Origin of the sequence: Methylobacterium sp. J-078, assembly GCF_022829285.1 — a bacterium.
Classification (GTDB): Bacteria; Pseudomonadota; Alphaproteobacteria; order Rhizobiales; family Beijerinckiaceae; genus Methylobacterium.
Genome location: NZ_JAKSYI010000038.1, coordinates 43,687 through 60,440, shown reverse-complemented (window position 1 = coordinate 60,440; position 16,754 = coordinate 43,687). Strand labels below are relative to the sequence as shown.

Annotated in this window: 16 protein-coding genes; 3 read left to right on the top strand and 13 right to left on the bottom strand. The window is 70.2% G+C overall.

Features of this window, described 5'->3' with window-relative positions; all coding sequences use genetic code 11:
* Positions 1 to 3 precede the first annotated feature (3 nt).
* A complete protein-coding gene (locus MKK58_RS03475; RefSeq protein WP_243910774.1) occupies positions 4 to 2,397 on the bottom strand; it encodes a transketolase in 2,394 nt (797 codons plus the stop codon).
* 106 nt (positions 2,398 to 2,503) lie between these two features.
* Here MKK58_RS03475 and MKK58_RS03470 point away from each other — a divergent pair, with 106 nt between their 5' ends.
* Positions 2,504 to 3,010 (top strand): Lrp/AsnC family transcriptional regulator, encoded by a 507-nt coding sequence (locus MKK58_RS03470; protein WP_243910773.1) that lies wholly within the window; start codon positions 2,504 to 2,506, stop codon positions 3,008 to 3,010.
* 7 nt (positions 3,011 to 3,017) lie between these two features.
* On the opposite strand, the gene MKK58_RS03465 is transcribed toward MKK58_RS03470, so the two are convergent.
* From MKK58_RS03465 to MKK58_RS03440, 6 genes are all read right to left on the bottom strand, one after another.
* Entirely contained in the window at positions 3,018 to 4,967 is a 1,950-nt protein-coding gene (locus tag MKK58_RS03465; protein ID WP_243910772.1) for an aconitate hydratase, read from the bottom strand.
* 88 nt (positions 4,968 to 5,055) lie between these two features.
* Positions 5,056 to 6,381: an MFS transporter gene (locus MKK58_RS03460; protein ID WP_243910771.1), complete on the bottom strand. Its 1,326-nt coding sequence runs from the start codon at positions 6,379 to 6,381 to the stop codon at positions 5,056 to 5,058.
* 131 nt (positions 6,382 to 6,512) lie between these two features.
* Positions 6,513 to 7,451: a hydroxymethylglutaryl-CoA lyase gene (locus MKK58_RS03455; protein WP_243910770.1), complete on the bottom strand. Its 939-nt coding sequence runs from the start codon at positions 7,449 to 7,451 to the stop codon at positions 6,513 to 6,515.
* Positions 7,448 to 8,665 (bottom strand): CaiB/BaiF CoA transferase family protein, encoded by a 1,218-nt coding sequence (locus MKK58_RS03450; RefSeq protein WP_243910769.1) that lies wholly within the window; start codon positions 8,663 to 8,665, stop codon positions 7,448 to 7,450. The genes MKK58_RS03455 and MKK58_RS03450 overlap by 4 nt, the downstream gene beginning before the upstream one ends.
* 102 nt (positions 8,666 to 8,767) lie before the next feature.
* On the bottom strand, positions 8,768 to 9,685 hold the full coding sequence (locus tag MKK58_RS03445; protein ID WP_243910768.1) for a LysR family transcriptional regulator: 918 nt from the start codon (positions 9,683 to 9,685) through the stop codon (positions 8,768 to 8,770).
* 65 nt (positions 9,686 to 9,750) lie between these two features.
* Positions 9,751 to 10,362, bottom strand: coding sequence for a PAS domain-containing protein (locus MKK58_RS03440; RefSeq protein ID WP_243910767.1), 612 nt, complete (start codon positions 10,360 to 10,362; stop codon positions 9,751 to 9,753).
* Positions 10,363 to 10,526: 164 nt separating this feature from the next.
* Between MKK58_RS03440 and MKK58_RS03435 the strand changes: the two genes are divergently transcribed.
* Positions 10,527 to 10,874: a hypothetical protein gene (locus MKK58_RS03435; protein ID WP_243910766.1), complete on the top strand. Its 348-nt coding sequence runs from the start codon at positions 10,527 to 10,529 to the stop codon at positions 10,872 to 10,874.
* Positions 10,875 to 11,059: 185 nt separating this feature from the next.
* Positions 11,060 to 11,548 (top strand): four-helix bundle copper-binding protein, encoded by a 489-nt coding sequence (locus tag MKK58_RS03430; RefSeq protein WP_243910765.1) that lies wholly within the window; start codon positions 11,060 to 11,062, stop codon positions 11,546 to 11,548.
* A gap of 205 nt (positions 11,549 to 11,753) precedes the next feature.
* Here the strand turns inward: MKK58_RS03430 and MKK58_RS03425 are convergent, their stop codons facing one another.
* The 6 genes from MKK58_RS03425 to MKK58_RS03400 all read right to left on the bottom strand — a co-directional run bounded on the left by MKK58_RS03425 (position 11,754) and on the right by MKK58_RS03400 (position 16,723).
* Positions 11,754 to 12,077 carry a Rieske (2Fe-2S) protein gene (locus MKK58_RS03425; protein WP_243910764.1) on the bottom strand — a complete coding sequence of 108 codons (324 nt, stop codon included), beginning with the start codon at positions 12,075 to 12,077 and terminating at the stop codon, positions 11,754 to 11,756.
* On the bottom strand, positions 12,070 to 12,774 hold the full coding sequence (locus tag MKK58_RS03420; protein WP_243910763.1) for an ABC transporter ATP-binding protein: 705 nt from the start codon (positions 12,772 to 12,774) through the stop codon (positions 12,070 to 12,072). Before MKK58_RS03420 ends, MKK58_RS03425 begins: the two co-directional genes overlap by 8 nt.
* Complete coding sequence (locus MKK58_RS03415) at positions 12,767 to 13,600, bottom strand: ABC transporter ATP-binding protein (RefSeq protein WP_243910762.1); 834 nt, start codon at positions 13,598 to 13,600, stop codon at positions 12,767 to 12,769. Before MKK58_RS03415 ends, MKK58_RS03420 begins: the two co-directional genes overlap by 8 nt.
* Positions 13,597 to 14,634, bottom strand: coding sequence for a branched-chain amino acid ABC transporter permease (locus MKK58_RS03410; protein ID WP_243910761.1), 1,038 nt, complete (start codon positions 14,632 to 14,634; stop codon positions 13,597 to 13,599). Before MKK58_RS03410 ends, MKK58_RS03415 begins: the two co-directional genes overlap by 4 nt.
* Positions 14,631 to 15,503, bottom strand: a complete 873-nt coding sequence (locus MKK58_RS03405) for a branched-chain amino acid ABC transporter permease (protein WP_243910760.1) — start codon at positions 15,501 to 15,503, stop codon at positions 14,631 to 14,633. Before MKK58_RS03405 ends, MKK58_RS03410 begins: the two co-directional genes overlap by 4 nt.
* A gap of 71 nt (positions 15,504 to 15,574) precedes the next feature.
* Positions 15,575 to 16,723: an ABC transporter substrate-binding protein gene (locus MKK58_RS03400; protein WP_243910759.1), complete on the bottom strand. Its 1,149-nt coding sequence runs from the start codon at positions 16,721 to 16,723 to the stop codon at positions 15,575 to 15,577.
* Positions 16,724 to 16,754 lie beyond the last annotated feature (31 nt).

Below are 16,754 nucleotides of genomic sequence, written 5' to 3'. Positions count from 1 at the left end.
GTCTCACGCCAGCCGGAGGTGCCGGATCTGCCGGCCCGGGGCGATGGCCTGGGCCGCCGTGGCGATGCCGCGCGCGTCGATGCCGAAATGCCGGTGCAGGTCCGCGATCGTGCCGGTCTGGCCGAACTGCGAGACCCCGAGCGCGCGAGTTCGGTGGCCCTGCACCGATCCGAGCCAGCCGAGGGTGGCCGGATGGCCGTCGAGGACGGTGACGAGACCGCAATGGGCCGGCACGTCGGCGAGCAGGCGCTCGATATGGCTCGACGCCTCCGGGCGACCCCGCTCGCGCAACCCTTGCGCGGCGGTCCAGCCGGCCTGGAGCCGGTCGGCGGAGGTAACGGCGAGGAGGCCGACGTCGCGCCGGTCCTCGGCCATCAGCCCCGTGGCGGCGATCGCCTCGGGGGCGATGGCGCCCTGGTAGGCGACGACCACCTCGGCGTTCGGGCCGGGCCGGCGCAGCCAGTAGGCGCCCGCCACCATGTCGGCGGCGAGATCCGGGCCGATCTCCCGGGCCGGCTGCTCCAGGCTCCGCGTCGAGAGCCGGAAATAGACCGAGCCGCCGGCCGCATCGGGCAGGCAGGTCACCGGGTCCGGTTCGGCCGGGCCGGAGCGCTGCATGTGCGCGAAAGCGAAGCGCAGCAGCACGGCGAGTTCGTCCACGAAGGCGGGCTCGAAGGCCGAGAGCCCGTCCTGGCCCATGCCGATCAGCGGCGTCTTGATCGACTGGTGGGCGCCCCCCTCGGGCGCGAGGGTGACGCCCGCCGGCGTCGCCACCAGGAGGAAGCGCGCATCCTGGTAGCAGGCGTAGTTCAGGGCATCGAGACCGCGCTCGATGAAGGGATCGTAGAGGGTGCCCACCGGCAGCAGGCGCTCGCCGAAGATCGAATGCGACAGGCCCAGCGCCGAGAGGGCGGTGAACAGGTTCGATTCGGCGATGCCGAGCTCGAGGTGCTGGCCGGAGGGCGCGAAGGTCCAGTTGAAGGTCGAGGGGATGCGCTCCTTGCGGAAGAGGTCGGCCATCGCTTCTTTGGCGAAGAGGCCGCGCCGGTTCACCCAGGCGCCGAGATTGGTCGAGACCGTGACGTCGGGGGAGGTGGTGACGATGCGCGCCGCGAATTCGCCGTCGGTCTTGGCGATCTCGTGCATCAGCATCCCGAACCCGGCCTGCGTCGAGAGCAGGGCCTGCTTCGGGGCCGCCAGGCGTTCGGGCACGGGTACGACCGGCGCCTCGTAGCGGCGGCGGCCGCGCTGCACGAAGGGCACCTCGGCGAGGAAGCGCCGCATGGCGTCGGGCTCCACGTCGAGACCTTCGAAGGGCTCCCATTCGTGGCCCGGCCGGATTCCCATCTCGGCCTGGAAGCCCGCGACCTGGGTCGGGGTCAGCAGGCCGGCGTGGTTGTCCTTGTGGCCGGCGAGGGGCAGGCCGTGGCCCTTGATCGTGTAGGCGATGAAGCAGACCGGACGGTCGTGGGCGCGGGCGGCCTCGAAGGCCTCCAGCAGCATGGGTAGGTCGTGGCCGCCGAGATTGCCCATCAGGGCTGCGAGTTCGGCGTCCGAGCGCCGGTCGATCAGGGCCGAGACCGCGCCCTGGTCGCCGAGTTCCTCGGTCAGGCGCCGGCGCCAGGCCGCGCCGCCCTGGAAGGCCAGGGCTGAGTAGGTCTGATTCGGGCAGGCCTCGATCCAGTCCTTCAGGCGCGCCCCGCCCGGCTCCGCGAAGGCGGCCTGCTGGAGCGTGCCGTGGCGCAGCACGACCACGTCCCAGCCGAAATTGGCGAACATCGCCTCGAACTTCGCCCACAATCCCTCGCGCACCACCGCGTCGAGGCTCTGGCGGTTGTAATCGACGATCCACCAGGTGTTGCGCAGGCCGTGCTTCCAGCCCTCCAGCAGGGCCTCGAAGATGTTGCCCTCGTCCATCTCGGCGTCGCCGATGAGCGCCACCATCTTGCCCTCGGGCCGGTCGGCGCCCCAGCCCTTGGCGCGCACGTAGTCCTGCGTCAGCGACGCGAAGAGGGTCTGCGCCACGCCGAGGCCGACCGAGCCCGTGGAGAAGTCGACGTCGTCCACGTCCTTCGTGCGCGAGGGATAGGACTGGGCGCCGCCGAAAGCCCGGAAGTTCTCCAGCTTCTCCCGGGTCTGGTGGCCGAACAGGTATTGCAGGGCGTGGAAGATCGGGCTCGCATGGGGCTTGACCGCGACCCGGTCCTCGGGCCGCAGCACCGCGCCGTAGAGCGCCGTCATGATGGCGCAGAGGGAGGCCGAGGAGGCCTGGTGCCCGCCCACCTTCAGCCCGTCGGCGGAGGCGCGCAGGTGGTTGGCGTTGTGGATCGTCCAGGTCGAGAGCCAGAGGCTCTTGGCGGCCAGGGCGGCGAGGTAGGGCAGTCGCGGATCGCTCATGAAGGAACGTTAATCCAGGTTTTGGGGTGAAAGTGGCCAAAGTCCCTTGCCGTACGCGTCTCTTCTGGCTCAGATCGGCTCTCTGACCCACTGACACGAGGCCTTCGTGCCAAGATCGGACCTCGACGCCATCGACCGCCGCATCCTCGTGGCGCTCCAGGAGGATGCCCGCCTGACGGTGCAGCAACTCGCCGAGCGGGTCGGGCTGTCCGCCTCGCCCTGCGCGCGGCGCGTCCGGCTCCTGGAGGCGGCCGGCGTGATCAAGGCCTACGTGGCGGTGGTGGATCAGGTCGCGGTGGGGCTGCCGGTCAGCGTGTTCGCCTCGGTGAAGCTCGAACGTCAGCGCGAGGAGGAACTCGACCGCTTCGCCGTGGCCGTGGCTCGCTGGCCGGAGGTGGTCGACTGCTACCTGATGACGGGGCAGCGCGATTACCTGCTGCGCATCGTGGTGGAGGACCTCGCGGCCTACGAGCGCTTCCTCAAGGACAAGCTCACGCGCCTCGACGGCGTCGCCTCGATCGAGTCGAGCTTCGCCCTCGGCCAGGTCAAGCGCGCGAGCGCCTTGCCCATCCCGAGCGCCTTGCCCATCCCGAGGACCGGGCGCGACCCGTGAGGGATCCTCACGCCGCCAGACGGGCGCGGACCCAGTTGATCACGCCGCCTTCCAGGAGCACCTCGATCTGGTGGGGCGAGAGGTCGTGCCGCAGGCGGATCTCGCCCCCGCTGCCCAGCCGCGCCACGATCTCGGGGCCGGCGGAGAGCGCCCCGGCCACGTCCGCGATCTCGATCACGTCCCCGATCTCCAGGCGGTCGTGGTCGGTCGGGTCGGCGAAGGTCAGCGGCAGGACGCCGAAGTTGACGAGGTTCTGCCAGTGGATGCGGGCGAAGCTCTTGGCCAGCACCGTCTCCAGGCCGAGGTAGCGCGGGGCCAGCGCGGCGTTCTCGCGGCTCGACCCCTGGCCGTAGTTCGACCCGCCCACGATGGCGTGCCCGGCCCGCTCCCGGCCGCCCTGGCGGACGCGCTTGGGATAGGTGTCGTCGATGGGCTCGAAGGTGAATTCCGAGGTCTTGGGGATGTTCGACCAGTACGGCATCACCCGCGCACCGGCCGGCATGATGTCGTCGGTGGAGACGTCGTCGCCGGTCTTGAGCATCACGGGGACGCGGATCGAGGCCCCGAGCCGGCCGAGTTCGGGCAGCGTCGTGATGTTCTCGGATTTCTCCAGCGCCACCGCGCGCGCCTCGTCCTCGGGCAGGGGGGCCACCAGCATCGCGGCGTTGGCCGCCACCATCCGGGGGGACTCGATCCGGGGATAGGGCATGTCGAGGGTGCGCGGATCGGTGATGACGCCGGTCAGCGCCGAGGCGGCGGCGGTCTCGGGGCTGCACAGGAACACGCTGTCTTCGCGGGTGCCGGAGCGGCCGGGGAAGTTGCGCGGCACGGTGCGGAGCGAGTTGCGGCCCGAGGCCGGGGCCTGGCCCATGCCGATGCAGCCGTTGCAGCCGGCCTGGTGCACCCGCGCGCCCGCGTGGATCAGGTCCGAGAGCTGCCCGTCGCGGATCAAGGTCTCGAGGACGACGCGGGTCGACGGGTTGATGTCGAAGGAGACCCGGTCGTGCGCCTGGCGGCCCTTCACGATCGCGGCGGCGACCGCGAAGTCGCGAAACCCCGGATTGGCCGAGGAGCCGACATAGGACTGGTAGATCTCCGTGCCCGCCACCTCGGAGACCGGCACGACGTTGCCGGGGCTCGACGGCTTGGCGATCATCGGCACCAGGGCCGAGAGGTCGAGGTCTTCGGATTCGTCGTAGGTCGCCCCGTCGTCGGCGGCGAGGGGAATCCAGTCTGCTCCGCGCCCGACGCCTTCGAGGAAGGCCCGCGTGACCGCGTCCGAGGGGAAGACGCTCGTGGTCGCGCCCATCTCGGCGCCCATGTTGGCGATCACGTGTCGGTCCATCGCCGTCAGGTGCTCGAGGCCGGGGCCGTGATACTCGATGATCCGGCCGAAGCCCCCCTCGACGCCGTGGCGCGCCAGCAGGGTGAGGATCACGTCCTTGGCGCTGACCCACTCGGGCAGGCGCCCTGTGAGCCGGACGCCCCGGACCCGGGGCATGCGCAGGTTCAGGGGCTGGCCCGCCATGGCGAGCGCTACCTCGACGCCGCCCGCCCCGAAGGCGAGCATGCCGAGGGACCCGGCGGCGGGAGTGTGGCTGTCGGAGCCGACCATCGTCTGGCCCGGCTTGCCGAAGCTCTGCATGTGCACGGGATGGCTGATGCCGTTGCCGGGGCGCGAGTACCACACCCCGAAGCGGCGGCAGGCCGAGCGCAGGAACATGTGCTCGTCCGCGTTGAGGTGGTCGTTCTGCACGAGGTTGTGGTCGATGTACTGCGCCGCGAGACCGACCTTCACGCGCTCGACGCCCATCGCCTCGAGTTCCAGCATGACGAGGCCGCCGAGGACGTCCTGGAGCAGGGTCTGGTCGATCGTCAGCGCGATGTCGCTGCCCGGCGTGAGGTCGCCCTCGGCGAGGTGGGCCTGGACGAGTTTCTGCGTGAGGTTGAGGGCCATGGCGGTCTTCCAGGCTGTTTCGGGCAGGCTGTTTCGGGGAGGAGGGCGGCGCGCCGGACGGGCCGGAGCGCCGCCCGGACGGCGTCGCTCAAGGGTTGCGGTCGTTGCGGCGCAGGCTCTCCGGCATCGCGAAGATCAGGAGGCCGGCCGCCACGAGGCAGAGGATTCCGATCCCGTAGAGCGCCGGGGTGGTGGACCCGGTCAGGTCCTTGACCCAGCCCACCGCCACCGGGCTGACGATGCCGCCGAACTGGCCCAGCGTGTTGATGAGCGCGATGCCGCCGGCCGCGCCCGCTCCGGTGACGAGCTTGGCCGGAAGGGTCCAGAAGGTCGGGATCGAGGCGACGATGCCGGACCCCACCAGGGCCAGCGCGATCATCAGGGGCACGATCTGGCGGTCGAACAGGCCGGCGGCGAAGAACCCGAGGGCCGCCGCGATCGCGAGGCCGGCCACGAATTTCGGCCGCTCGCCGGAGGCGTCCGAGAGACGCCCGATCACCACCATGCTGATGGCGCCGCAGATGTAGGGGATCGCCGTGAGGAACCCGACGGAGGCGGCCTGGCCGCCGCTGGCGGTCTTGATCAGGTCCGGCCCCCAGAAGTTCAGGCCGTAGGAGCCGACCTGGAGCAGGAAGTACACGAGGGCGATCAGGAGGAAGCCCGGCTGCTTGATCGCCCCCCAGAGGGAATGGTCGGCGATGTCGCGGTTGTGATGGGCGATCTTGGCCGAGAGGAGGTCCTTCTCGGCCCGCGAGAGCCAGCGCGCATCCTCGATCCGGTCGTCGAGGCGGAAGAACACCAGGGCACCGAGGATCAGGCAGGGCAGGCCGCCGGCCAGGAACAGCCACTGCCAGCCGGCCAGCCCCGCGACGCCGTTGAGGCCGCCGAGGATCAGGCCCGCCACGGGCGCCCCGAAGATGCCCGAGAAGGCCGAGGCCACGAACATGAAGGACGTCACGCGGCCCCGGAACGAGGCGGGGAACCACAGGGTGAGGTAGTACAGGATGCCCGGCGCGAAGCCGGCTTCCATGGCGCCGATGATGAAGCGCAGGACGTAGAAGTGCCACTCGGTGGTGATGAAGACCATCAGCGCCGTGGCGATGCCCCACGAGACCATGATGCGGGCGATCCAGCGGCGCGCCCCGACCCGGTACAGGAACAGGTTCGAGGGCACCTCGAAGATGACGTAGCCGACCACGAACATGCTCGCGCCGAGCCCGTAGGCGACGTTGCTGAAGCCGAGGTCGCTCTGGAGCTGGAACTTGGCGAAGCTGATGTTGATCCGGTCGAAGAACGCGAACATGTAGCAGACCATGATCAGCGGCATCAGCCGCCACGCGGCCTTGCGGACCACGCTGCGTTCGGTGACGTCCTGCACGCCCGCGAGCGGGGCGGTGGTGGTGGCGATGGGCATGTTTCCTCCTGGGGCGATGGCGTGGGCCGGCCTTGCGGCGGTCACCGGGGTGACCGCCGTGGCGGGCGCTCAGGGTCCGGCCGGAGCCACCTTCTGCGGGGGCTTGCCGGCCGAGGTCACGGAGTCGGTGATCAGGCCGCGGCCGGCACCGGGTGCAGGTCGGAAGGCCGGCCGGCCTTGGCGACCTGCCCCGGCACGTCGTGGCCGATCAGGCGCGGCAGGTCGCGGGACAGGCCGATCAGGGCGTCGAGGTCGAGGCCCGTCTCGATGCCCATCTCGTAGGCCATGCTGACGAGGTCCTCGGTGCAGATGTTGCCCGTGGCTCCGGGCGCGAACGGGCAGCCGCCGAGGCCGCCCAGCGCCGCATCGAAGCGGCGCCCGCCCGCCCCGTAGGCGGCCAGCACGTTGGCGAGCCCCAGCCCGCGAGTGTTGTGGAAGTGCAGGGTCAGGTGCTCGGCCGGCACGATCGTCAGGGCGCGGGCGACGAGGCGCTCCACCTGCCGGGGGTTGGCCATGCCGGTGGTATCGGCCAGCGTCACGCCCTCTATCCCAAGGGCAAGGTAGCGCTCGACCTGGCGCATCACCTTGTCCGCTGGCTGCTCCCCCTCGAAGGGGCAGCCGAAGGCCGTGGCCACCGTGGCGTTGGTGGAAATGCCCGAGCCGCGCACCGTCTCCATGATGCGGGAGAACCCCTCGATCGAGGCGGCCGGCGACATGCCCATGTTGGCGCGGTTGTGGGTCTCGCTCACCGAGGCGACGAGGTTGACCTCGTCCACCCGCGCCGCGAGCGCCCTCTCGGCGCCCTTCGGGTTGGGCACCAGCGCGACGTAGACGGTGCCGGGCCGGCGGTTAAGGCCGGCGAAGACCTCGGCCGCGTCGCGCAGGGCCGGCACGGCCTTGGGCGAGACGAAGGACGAGACCTCGATGCGGGAGAAACCCGCGCCCGAGAGCGCGTCGATCAGCGCGATCTTGTCGCGCGTTGCCACGAAGACGGGCTCGATCTGGAACCCGTCGCGGGTGGCGACCTCCTGGATCAGCAGGGGGCTGGGCTTCGTTGCGGTCCCGGTCATTGGATCGCTCCCGCGCGGCGCAGGCGTTCGATGGTCTCGGCATCCCGGCCGAGGTCGGCCAGGACGTCGTCGGTGTGGGCGCCCAGCGCCGGCCCCTGCCAGCGCACGCCGCCCGGCGTGCCGGACATCTTGGGCACGATGCCGGGCATCTTGACCCGGGTGCCCCCGGGCAGCTCGGCCTCCAGGATCATGTCGCGGGCCGCGTAGTGCGGGTCGGCCACGATGTCGGCCACCGAATAGATCCGGCCCGCCGGCACGTCCGCCGCGTCGAGGGCCTGGAGCGCCTCGTCGACGCTGCGCGCCCGCGACCAGTCCGCGATCACCCCATCGAGCATGCCGGCCACGGCCGAGCGGCCGTCATTGCCGCGCAAGGCGGGATCGTCGGCGAGATCCTGCCGGCCGATCACGCCCATCAGGCGCCGGAAGATCGGGTCCGAGTTGCCCGCGATGACGACGAAACCGCCGTCCTTCGTCGGATAGGTGTTGGAGGGCGTGATGCCCGGCAGGGCGCCGCCCGTGCGGGTGCGGACCTCGCCGAGGAGGTCGTATTCCGGCACGAGGCTCTCCATGACGTTGAACACGCTCTCCACGAGGGAGACGTCGATGACCTGGCCCGCGCCGGCGTTCGTCTTGACGTGCAGGAGGGCCATGAGGGCGCCGATGACACCGTGCAGCGAGGCCAGCGTGTCGCCGATGCTGACGCCGACGCGGGCGGGCGGGCTGTCCGGGCTGCCGGTGGTGAAGCGGATGCCGCCCATCGACTCGCCGATGGCGCCGAAACCGGGCCGGTCGCGGTAGGGCCCGGTCTGGCCGTAGCCCGAGATGCGGACCATCACGAGGCTGGGGTTGAGGGCCGAGAGCACGTCCCAGCCGAGGCCCAGCTTCTCCAGGCCGCCGGGCCGGAAGTTCTCCACCACCACGTCGGCGCTGCGGGCGAGATCCTTGACGATCTCCAGGCCCTCGGGCGTCTTCAGATTGATCGCGATCGACTTCTTGTTGCGGGACTGCAGGTACCACCAGAGCGAGGTGCCCTCGTGCATCTTGCGCCACTTGCGCAAGGGATCGCCGTCGCCGGGCGTCTCGACCTTGATCACCTCTGCGCCGAACTCGGCCATGATCTTGGTCGCGAACGGCGCGGCGATGAGCTGGCCGAGTTCGAGAACTCTGATTCCACTGAGCGGGCCGGTGGCCGAAGCTTTGGCTGAGCTTGGCATTGGCGTTTCCTCCATTGTTCTTGGAGGTAGCGATATTGTGCCGAATGCCCGAAGTCCAAACGTCATGCGCGAGCGTGCGTTCTCCTCACACGAACGCTGAAATCAGAGGCCGGTGCGCAGGTGCTCAAGGAGCAGGCCGGCGGCCGGGGGCAGGGCGCCCGGCCGCACCACGAGGCTCAAAGTGCGGTGGGACCAGGCATCCGTGAGCGGCACCGCCACGAGGTGCATCTGGGGGCCGAGAAGGGCATGAACGTGGGCGGGCACCACGCCGAGCCCCATGCCGGCCTGCGCCATCCGGCAGATCGCGTCGAAGCTCGGCACGTGGATGCGCAGGCGCAGGGGCTGCCCGAGGCGACGCGCCTCGTCGCGCAGGGTCATGTAGATCGAGCTTTCGCGGTGCATCCCGACATGGTCGTGCGCGAGGGTCTCGACGAAGGCGACCGCCTCGCGCCGGGCCAGCGGATGGTCGGCGGGCATGACGAGGACGAGGCGGTCGCGGCGATAGGGGTAGCTGCGCAGGGAGCGGGCATCGGTGCCGCCGGCGCAGAGGCCGAGATCGGCGACGCCCTCCTCGACGCCGGCCACCACCCCGCCGCTCGGCCGCTCCTCCAGATCGACCCGGATTCCGGGCTGGACGGCCAGGAAGGCCTGGAGATCCTCGGGCAGGAACTGCACGATCGCCGAGAGATTGGCGAGCACCCGCACGAAGCCGCGCACGCCGCGAGCATGTTCGGCGAGTTCGAGGCTGATCTGCTCGGCGCTGGCCAGCATCCGGCGGGTGTGGTGGAGCAGCGTTTCCCCGGCCGGCGTCGGGCGCATCCCACGCGGTTCGCGGGTGAGGAGCGCGCAGCCCAGGGCGCCTTCCAGTTCGGCGAGGCGCTTGCTGACGGCCGAGGGCGCGATGGCCGCCCGCCGGGCCGCGCCGTTCAGCGTGCCCTCCTCGCAGATGGCCGCGAACAACCGCAGGGTCTTGAGGTCCAGGCGGTTCAGGATGGACGGGGTCGGGAATCCGTCCGGCATGTCCGCTCCTCCGCGACCCGCGGATCCGAGCCGGCCCGAATGTATCCCGGCCCCGCCGGGAGGCGTCAATGACTGGCTCGGCCAGCCTCCACGCCCCTGCGACGGCGTTCGTCGACGAGCCTGGCGAGGGAGCGCCCGACTTCCAGCAGCAGCATGTCGCTCATCCGCTGGAGCAGCGGCTCGGGAACGGCCTGGAGGGCGTTATGGGCCGCGAGACAATGCTCGGCCGCGTTCTCCAGGGGATTCCGGTCCGGATCGTGGCCATCCGGTGGACTGGCGTCACGCTGGCACCGCGTCCGGGTCATGTCGATCACCACGCCGCTCCCGCGCCGGGGACGCCCGGCTTCGTCGAGGACGGTCCGACCGCGATCCAGCACCCACCGCACGACGCCGTCCGCCGAGCAGACGCGGTACTCGATCGTGCAGCAGAGCCCCGTCTCGGCGCTGCGCCGGATCTCCTGCGCGGTTCTCGCGCGATCCTCGGGGTGAACACCGGCGAGGAAGACGTCGAGCGGCGCGCCCGATTCCGCCAGGGCGGGATCGACGTTGAACACGAGGGCCACGAGGGTATCCGTATAGACCCGATCGTTCGGAACGTCGTATTCCCACCGGCCGATCACATCCGTGGCATCGATCGCCTCTTGCAGCATTTGTGGCGAGACATCGGCCTCACGCACGCGATACGCTCCCATGCACGTTCCTGGCGCCTTCGAAACCTTCGACGCGAGCAATACCGAGGTGCTGGAATGAAAACAACGCCGGAAGGTGAGATTTCCTGCGACATGTGATTAGATACAATTCAAGGAAAATTCGAGACGCGTCGTTGACGCCAAGTATTGGAATGATCTTCAAGATGAGACTACCCGGCATCGAGCCATCAAATGATCGCGAGCCGCGCCATGGCTCGCAAGAAGCAAGCAACTTGCGGCGGCGAAGTCTGCAACTTCAGGCGCAGATCGCCGAGACTCTCGGGCTGCCCGTGACGGCGTTTCATCAGGCGGACACCATCCGACCGAGCGGACCCGATGCGCTGGAATCAACGCAGGGCGAAGCCTTCGCGATGAGCCGGGACTGCTCGGCCCTGTTCGCGGCGTTTACCAGCATCGCGGATCCTCAGGAGCGCCAGCGTCTACTTCAGATCGTTCGCGATGCTGCCGGACGACCGGCCAAGGTTCCGGTCAAGACTTGACGCATTATTCGTTCGCGCACCTCCGCTGCGCCGGGACGCCCGTGACCGGTGCCGCTCATCGGCAAAGTGCCGCAGGCGCCCACGCGATTCCGATCAATTTCACGCAGGCCCCATTGCCAGGGCGAGGCCGCCATCGGACAGAGGCGACGACCGGACACGCGGTCGGACTGAGCGGGAGCATCAGCATGGAACGCCGCGACTTCTTCGCCGGGCTTGGAGCCGCCATCGCGCTCTCCGCCGCCACGCCGGCCCTGGCGCAGGGCGCCGAACCGTCGCACGCGCACGGGGAAGGCCACGGGACGCAGGATCACGGGGCACACGCGCATGGGGACCACGACCATCCGCCCCAGTTCGCCGCGCTCAAGGAGTCCAGCGCGCGCTGCGTCTCGACCGGCAACGATTGCCTGCGGCACTGCTTCGGCATGCTGGCGATGAGCGACACCCGCATGGTCGCCTGCATGAAGTCGGTCTACGACCTCGTCCATGCCTGCGTGGCCCTGGAGACGCTCGCGGCGGTCAATTCCCCGCACACGCGCGTCCTGGCCAAGGCGGTGGGCGAGATCTGCACCGCCTGCGAGGCCGAGTGCGCCAAATTCCCCGAGATCGCGGATTGCCGCGCCTGCCGGTCGGCCTGCCAGACCTGCACCGCCGAGTGCCGCAAGATCGCGGCCTGACGACGACCGCCACGGCCCTCAGGCCGGAGGTTCGGCCTGCAGGGTGGTGCCGTAGGTCACCCCCTTCTCCGCGAGCCGGCGCCTGTCGGCTACCGGGGCGGCGTCGGCCCGGGTCGGGATCTCGGCGCGGGGCTCGCGGGACCAAGAGGACCGGGCCCGCGCAGGCTGACCGAAGCCATCGCCCGGAAGACGTTTGACGCCCCCCTTACTCCGGCCAAAGCCAGAGCCCGTCCGGCCTCACCGCGACGGGCGACAGGCGCAGCGCGCGAAACGACCAGCCCGGCGAGACCGAGCCGTCCCGGAGGTCGAAGGAGGCCTGGTGCCGGGGGCAGTGCAGCCGGCCCGCCGCGCAGCGGCCGAGGGACAGGTCCGCCCCCTCGTGCGGGCAGGCTCGCTCGGCGGCCACGATCCGCGTCCCGTCCCGCACCAGGATCAGCTGCCGCCCACCGACCCGGATCGGGATGAGGGCACGGCCGGTCAGGAGGCTCACCGGTCCCAGATAGGTCGGGCCCGGCCGCGCCTCAGCCACCCAGATAGGCTTCCCGCACGTGCGGGTCGGCGATGAGGGCCTCGCCCGTGCCCTCGAGGACGATGCGGCCGGTCTCCAGGAGGTAGGCGTGGTCGCAGAGTTCGAGGGCCGCGAAGGCGTTCTGCTCCACCAGCAGCACGGTGGTGCCCGCGTCGCAGATCGAGCGGATGACGGCGAACATCCGCTCGACGATGTTGGGGGCGAGCCCCAGGGAGGGCTCGTCGAAGAGCACGAGGCGCGGGCGCGCCATCAGGGCCCGACCGATGGCCAGCATCTGCTGCTCCCCGCCCGAGAGGGTGCCGGCGGCCTGCTGGCGGCGCTCGGCGAGGCGCGGGAACTCGCCGTAGATGCGCTGAAGGTCCGCCGCGATGCCGGCGCGGTCCCGGCGCAGATAGGCGCCCATGGCGAGGTTCTCGGCGACATTCATCTGCGGGAAGACGCGTCGTCCCTCCGGGCAATGGGCGATGCCCGCCTCCAGGATACGCCGGGGCTCGGCCCCCGTGATGTCGCGTCCGTCGAGCCGGATGGCGCCGGAGCGGGCCGGCACCAGCCCCGAGATCGCCCGCAGGGTGGTCGACTTGCCGGCGCCGTTCGCGCCCACCAGGGCCACGAGCTGGCCTTCGCGCACGTCGATGGTGAGCCCTTTCAGGGCGGTGACGTGGCCATAGCCGCAGACGAGGTCGCGGATCTCAAGCATGCGCGGCCTCCCGAGTCTCCGCCGATTGCTGGGCCTCGGCGATCGCCCGGCGGGCGGCGCTGCCCTGGCCGAGATAGGCCTCGATCACGGCCGGGTCGCTGCGGATCGCCTCGGGCGGCCCCTCGGCGATCAGCCGGCCGTAATTGAGGACGACGATGCGGTCGGAGACCTCCATCACCATCGGCATGTCGTGCTCGACCAGCAGGAGGGTGACGCCGCGCTCCCGGATCTGCCGGATCAGGCGCACGAAGACCCGGGTCTCCGAGGCGTTCATGCCCGAGACCGGCTCGTCGAGGAGGAGCATGGCGGGCTCGGTGGCGAGTGCCAGCGCCACCCCGACGAGGCGCTGCTCGCCGTAGGCCAGCGCCCCGGCCTTCTCCTGCGCGCGTCCCGCGAGGCCGACCCAGTCGAGGAGCGCCTCGGCGCGCGCCCGCAGGCGCCGCTCGCCGGCGCCTGCGCGGCCGATCAGCGTGTCGAGGAGGCGCGCGCGCGGCGCGGCCGCCCCCTGGCGGTGCAGGCCGATCATGACGTTGTCGAACACCGTGTCGTCGGGAAAGACGCTGGTGCGCTGGAAGGTGCGGGCGAGTCCGAGGCGCGTGATCGCGTGCGGCGGCAGGCCCGCCAGGCCGGTGCCCCGGAACCGGACCTCGCCCTGGCTCGGCTTGAGGAAGCCCGTCATCACGTTGAAGGCGGTGGTCTTGCCCGCCCCGTTCGGGCCGATCAGGCTGACGATCTCGCCCTCCTGCACGTCGAAGTGCAGGTCCGCGATGGCCACGAGACCGCCGAAGCGCACGCCGACATGGTCGACGGAGAGGATCGCGCTCATCGCGGCACCATGGGGCTGGCGTCGAGGACGGGAACGGGGCGGGCCGGTCGGACGCGGGTGAAGAGCTTAGCCAGTCCCGGCACGATCCCGCGCGGCATCACGTAGAGGATCACGATCAGCACGATCCCGTAGACGATCCACTGCGCTTCCGGCGCCATCACGGGGCGCAGGCCCACGGGCAGAAGGCCGAAGATCAGGCCGCCGATCACCGGGCCCATCAGCGTGCCCTTGCCGCCCGCCACCACCATGATGACCATGCTGACGGTGGTGGAGAACAGGAACACGTCGGGATCGATGATGCGCAGGTAATGCGCGTAGAGGCTGCCCGCCGCGCCCGCCATGGCGGCCGAGATGACGGTCGCGATGGTCAGCGTACGGGTGGCGTTGATGCCTACCGAGAGCGCCAGGGATTCGTTCTCTTTCAGGCCCCGCATCGTCCGGCCGAAGCGCGAGGCGACGAGGCGGGCGACGACGAGGTAGCAGAAGGTGCCGACGGCGAGCACGAGGTAGTAGTTCTGCAGCTTCGTCCGCAGGGTCCAAGTGCCGAGGCCGGGCAGGCCGAGGCTGATCGCCGGAATGCCGGTGAGCGCCAGAGGCCCTTGCGTCAGCTCCACCCAGTTGAGGGCGACCAGCCGCACCACCTCGGCGAACGAGATCGTCACGATGACGAAGTAGGCGCCCCGCACCCGGAAGGAGAGGCGCCCGATCAGCCAGCCGCAGGCGCCGGCCGCCAGGATCGCCAGCAGAAAGCCCACGACCGGCGGCCAGGGCTCGTGGACCACGCGGGTGCCGAAGCCGACCTCCACGTCGAAGCCGAGGCTGGTGAGCGCGCTCACGTAGGCGCCGATGCCGAAGAAGGCGATGTGGCCGAGGCTGAGCTGCCCGGTGAAGCCGAGCAGCAGGTTCAGGCTCATGGCCCCGATGGTCAGGATGCCCGTGGTGATCAGCGCGTTGAGCAGGTAGGGGCTCGCGCTCAGCCCCAGCGGCAGGACGACGAGGCCCGCGAGCAGCGCGAAGGGAAGCAGCCGGCTCATCCGATGCGCTCCGCCTTGGCGAACAGGCCCGTCGGCTTCACCAGCAGCACCGCGATGATGATGAGGAAGCCCATGGCGTCCCGGTAGCCGGAGGAGATGTAGCCGGCGCCGAGTTCCTCGGCGAGCGCCAGGATGAAGCCGCCGATGGCCGCCCCGGTGACGTTGCCGAGCCCGCCCAGGATGACGATGGCGAAGGCTTTGAGTTCGGCCAGGCCCCCCATCTGCGGGAACACGACGTAGACCGGCCCGAGCAGGGCACCGGCCGCCGCCGCGAGGGAGGAACCCAGCGCGAAGGTGGCGGTGTCGATCAGGCGCACGTTGACCCCCATCAGGGCCGCCGTGTCGGCGTCCTGGAAGGCGGCCCGCATGGCGAGCCCGAGCTTCGTGCCGTTGATCAGCGCGTAGGTGAGCGCGATCAGGCCCAGCGCCGACCCGAGCACGAACAGGCGCAGCCAGGAGACCGAGACCGGGCCGATCTGGAGCGGCGCCTCGGGAAACGGGGAGGGGATCGCCTTGGCGACCCCGCCGAAGATCCACAGGGTCGCCGATTGCAGGGCGATGCCGGCCCCGATCATCACCAGCATGGTGGTGTCGATGTCGGCCCCCCGGAAGGGCCGCAGCAGCAGCCGCTCGATGGCCGCCCCGAACACGAGTCCGCCGAGGATCGCCACGGGCAGCGCCAGGAAGAAGTTCAGCCCGAGGGCCGCAACCGCGAGGTACATCAGGTAGGCGCCCACCGTGTAGAGCGCGCCGTGGGTGAAGTTCACCACGTTCATGATGCCGAAGATCAGGGTCAGCCCGATCCCCAGGAGGGCGTAGGTGCCGCCCAGGATGAGCGTGTTGACGAGGTGCTGGATCAGCTGGTCCATGGGCGGCCCCGGGATGATCGTGGATCGGCTTTTGGGTTCGCCCTCCCGCACGCGGGAGGGCCTTGAGGGTGTCAGAGCGTCGGCACGACGACGCGGCCGTCCTTGATCTCGATGAGGTAGACGTCGGGCTTGCTCTGGCCGCTCTCCTTGCTGGCGGGGCCGGTCTTGGCGAAGCGGATCGGGCCGTTGAGCCCCGTGAAGTCGACGGACCAGAATGCCTTGGTGATCGCCGCCGGCTCGGCGGAGCCCGCCTTCTCGATGGCGTGGGCGATCGCCCGGATGCCGTCGTAGCCCCGGAAGCTCTCGGTGACGCCCGCGAAGGCGAAGCCGCGCTTCTTCCACTCGGCGATGAAGCGCTCCGTCGCCTTCGGGTCCGGGGTCTTCTCGGGCAGCCAGGGCAGGAAGGTGGTCAGGTGCATCGTGCCGTCGGCGGCCGAGCCGGCCTGCGCGATGATCTGGTCGGGGTTCTGCGAGCCGCCGGTGGTGATGACCCGCTTCTTGAGGCCGAGCGCCGCCATCTGCTTGAACAGGAGCACGAGCTGGTCCACCGCACTCGTGATCATGATGGTGTCGCTGTCGGAGGCCTTGAGCTTGGAGAGCTGGGCGCTCATGTCCTGCGCGCCCTGGTCCATGGTCTCGACGAGGCCGACCTGGACGCCCTTGTCCTTCAGCATCTTGCCGAAATCGGCGGCGGCTCCGCGTCCGAAATCGTTGTTGAGCACGAGGAAGTCGGCCTTCTTCATGCCGAGCTTGGCCACCATCGGGGCGAAGGTCTCCGCCTCGAGGGCCGAGGGCGGCGAGATGCGGAAGACGAAGGGATTGCCCGCGGTGGTGATCTTGCCGGACGAGGAGGTCTCGACCAGCATCGGCACCGCGTAGTCGATGAGCTTGGGCATCACCGCCAGCGTCAGGCTCGAGCCCCAGGCGCCCATCAACACCGGGGTCTTGTCGCTGGTGATCAGCTTCTCCGCCACCGCCGCCGCTTCCGTCGGGTTGCTCTTGTTGTCCTCGACGATCAGCTCGATCTTTTTGCCCAGCAATCCGCCCCGGGCGTTGATCTCGTCGGCGGCGATCTTCGCGCCGTTGACCACGTAGGTGCCGGAGGCCGCGAAGGGGCCGGTCAGCGGCTCGTTGACACCGATGCGGATCGTGTCCGCCCGCGCCCCCGTGGCGGCCAGCGCCAGCAGAATCGCGGTCGTGACGGTGAACCTGCTTCGCATGCGCGTATCTCCGGTGCGGGGGGCTGGGGTG

Excerpts from the sequence above, each read along its gene's own strand:
- MKK58_RS03410 (WP_243910761.1), bottom strand. The coding sequence starts at position 14,634 with ATGAGCCGGCTGCTTCCCTTCGCGCTGCTCGCGGGCCTCGTCGTCCTG.
- MKK58_RS03435 (WP_243910766.1), top strand. The coding sequence starts at position 10,527 with ATGATCTTCAAGATGAGACTACCCGGCATCGAGCCATCAAATGATCGC.
- MKK58_RS03455 (WP_243910770.1), bottom strand. The coding sequence starts at position 7,451 with ATGACCGGGACCGCAACGAAGCCCAGCCCCCTGCTGATCCAGGAGGTC.
- MKK58_RS03415 (WP_243910762.1), bottom strand. The coding sequence starts at position 13,600 with ATGAGCGCGATCCTCTCCGTCGACCATGTCGGCGTGCGCTTCGGCGGT.
- MKK58_RS03465 (WP_243910772.1), bottom strand. The coding sequence starts at position 4,967 with ATGGCCCTCAACCTCACGCAGAAACTCGTCCAGGCCCACCTCGCCGAG.
- MKK58_RS03445 (WP_243910768.1), bottom strand. The coding sequence starts at position 9,685 with ATGCCGGACGGATTCCCGACCCCGTCCATCCTGAACCGCCTGGACCTC.
- MKK58_RS03430 (WP_243910765.1), top strand. The coding sequence starts at position 11,060 with ATGGAACGCCGCGACTTCTTCGCCGGGCTTGGAGCCGCCATCGCGCTC.
- MKK58_RS03420 (WP_243910763.1), bottom strand. The coding sequence starts at position 12,774 with ATGCTTGAGATCCGCGACCTCGTCTGCGGCTATGGCCACGTCACCGCC.
- MKK58_RS03460 (WP_243910771.1), bottom strand. The coding sequence starts at position 6,381 with ATGCCCATCGCCACCACCACCGCCCCGCTCGCGGGCGTGCAGGACGTC.
- MKK58_RS03405 (WP_243910760.1), bottom strand. The coding sequence starts at position 15,503 with ATGGACCAGCTGATCCAGCACCTCGTCAACACGCTCATCCTGGGCGGC.
- MKK58_RS03475 (WP_243910774.1), bottom strand. The coding sequence starts at position 2,397 with ATGAGCGATCCGCGACTGCCCTACCTCGCCGCCCTGGCCGCCAAGAGC.
- MKK58_RS03450 (WP_243910769.1), bottom strand. The coding sequence starts at position 8,665 with ATGCCAAGCTCAGCCAAAGCTTCGGCCACCGGCCCGCTCAGTGGAATC.
- MKK58_RS03400 (WP_243910759.1), bottom strand. The coding sequence starts at position 16,723 with ATGCGAAGCAGGTTCACCGTCACGACCGCGATTCTGCTGGCGCTGGCC.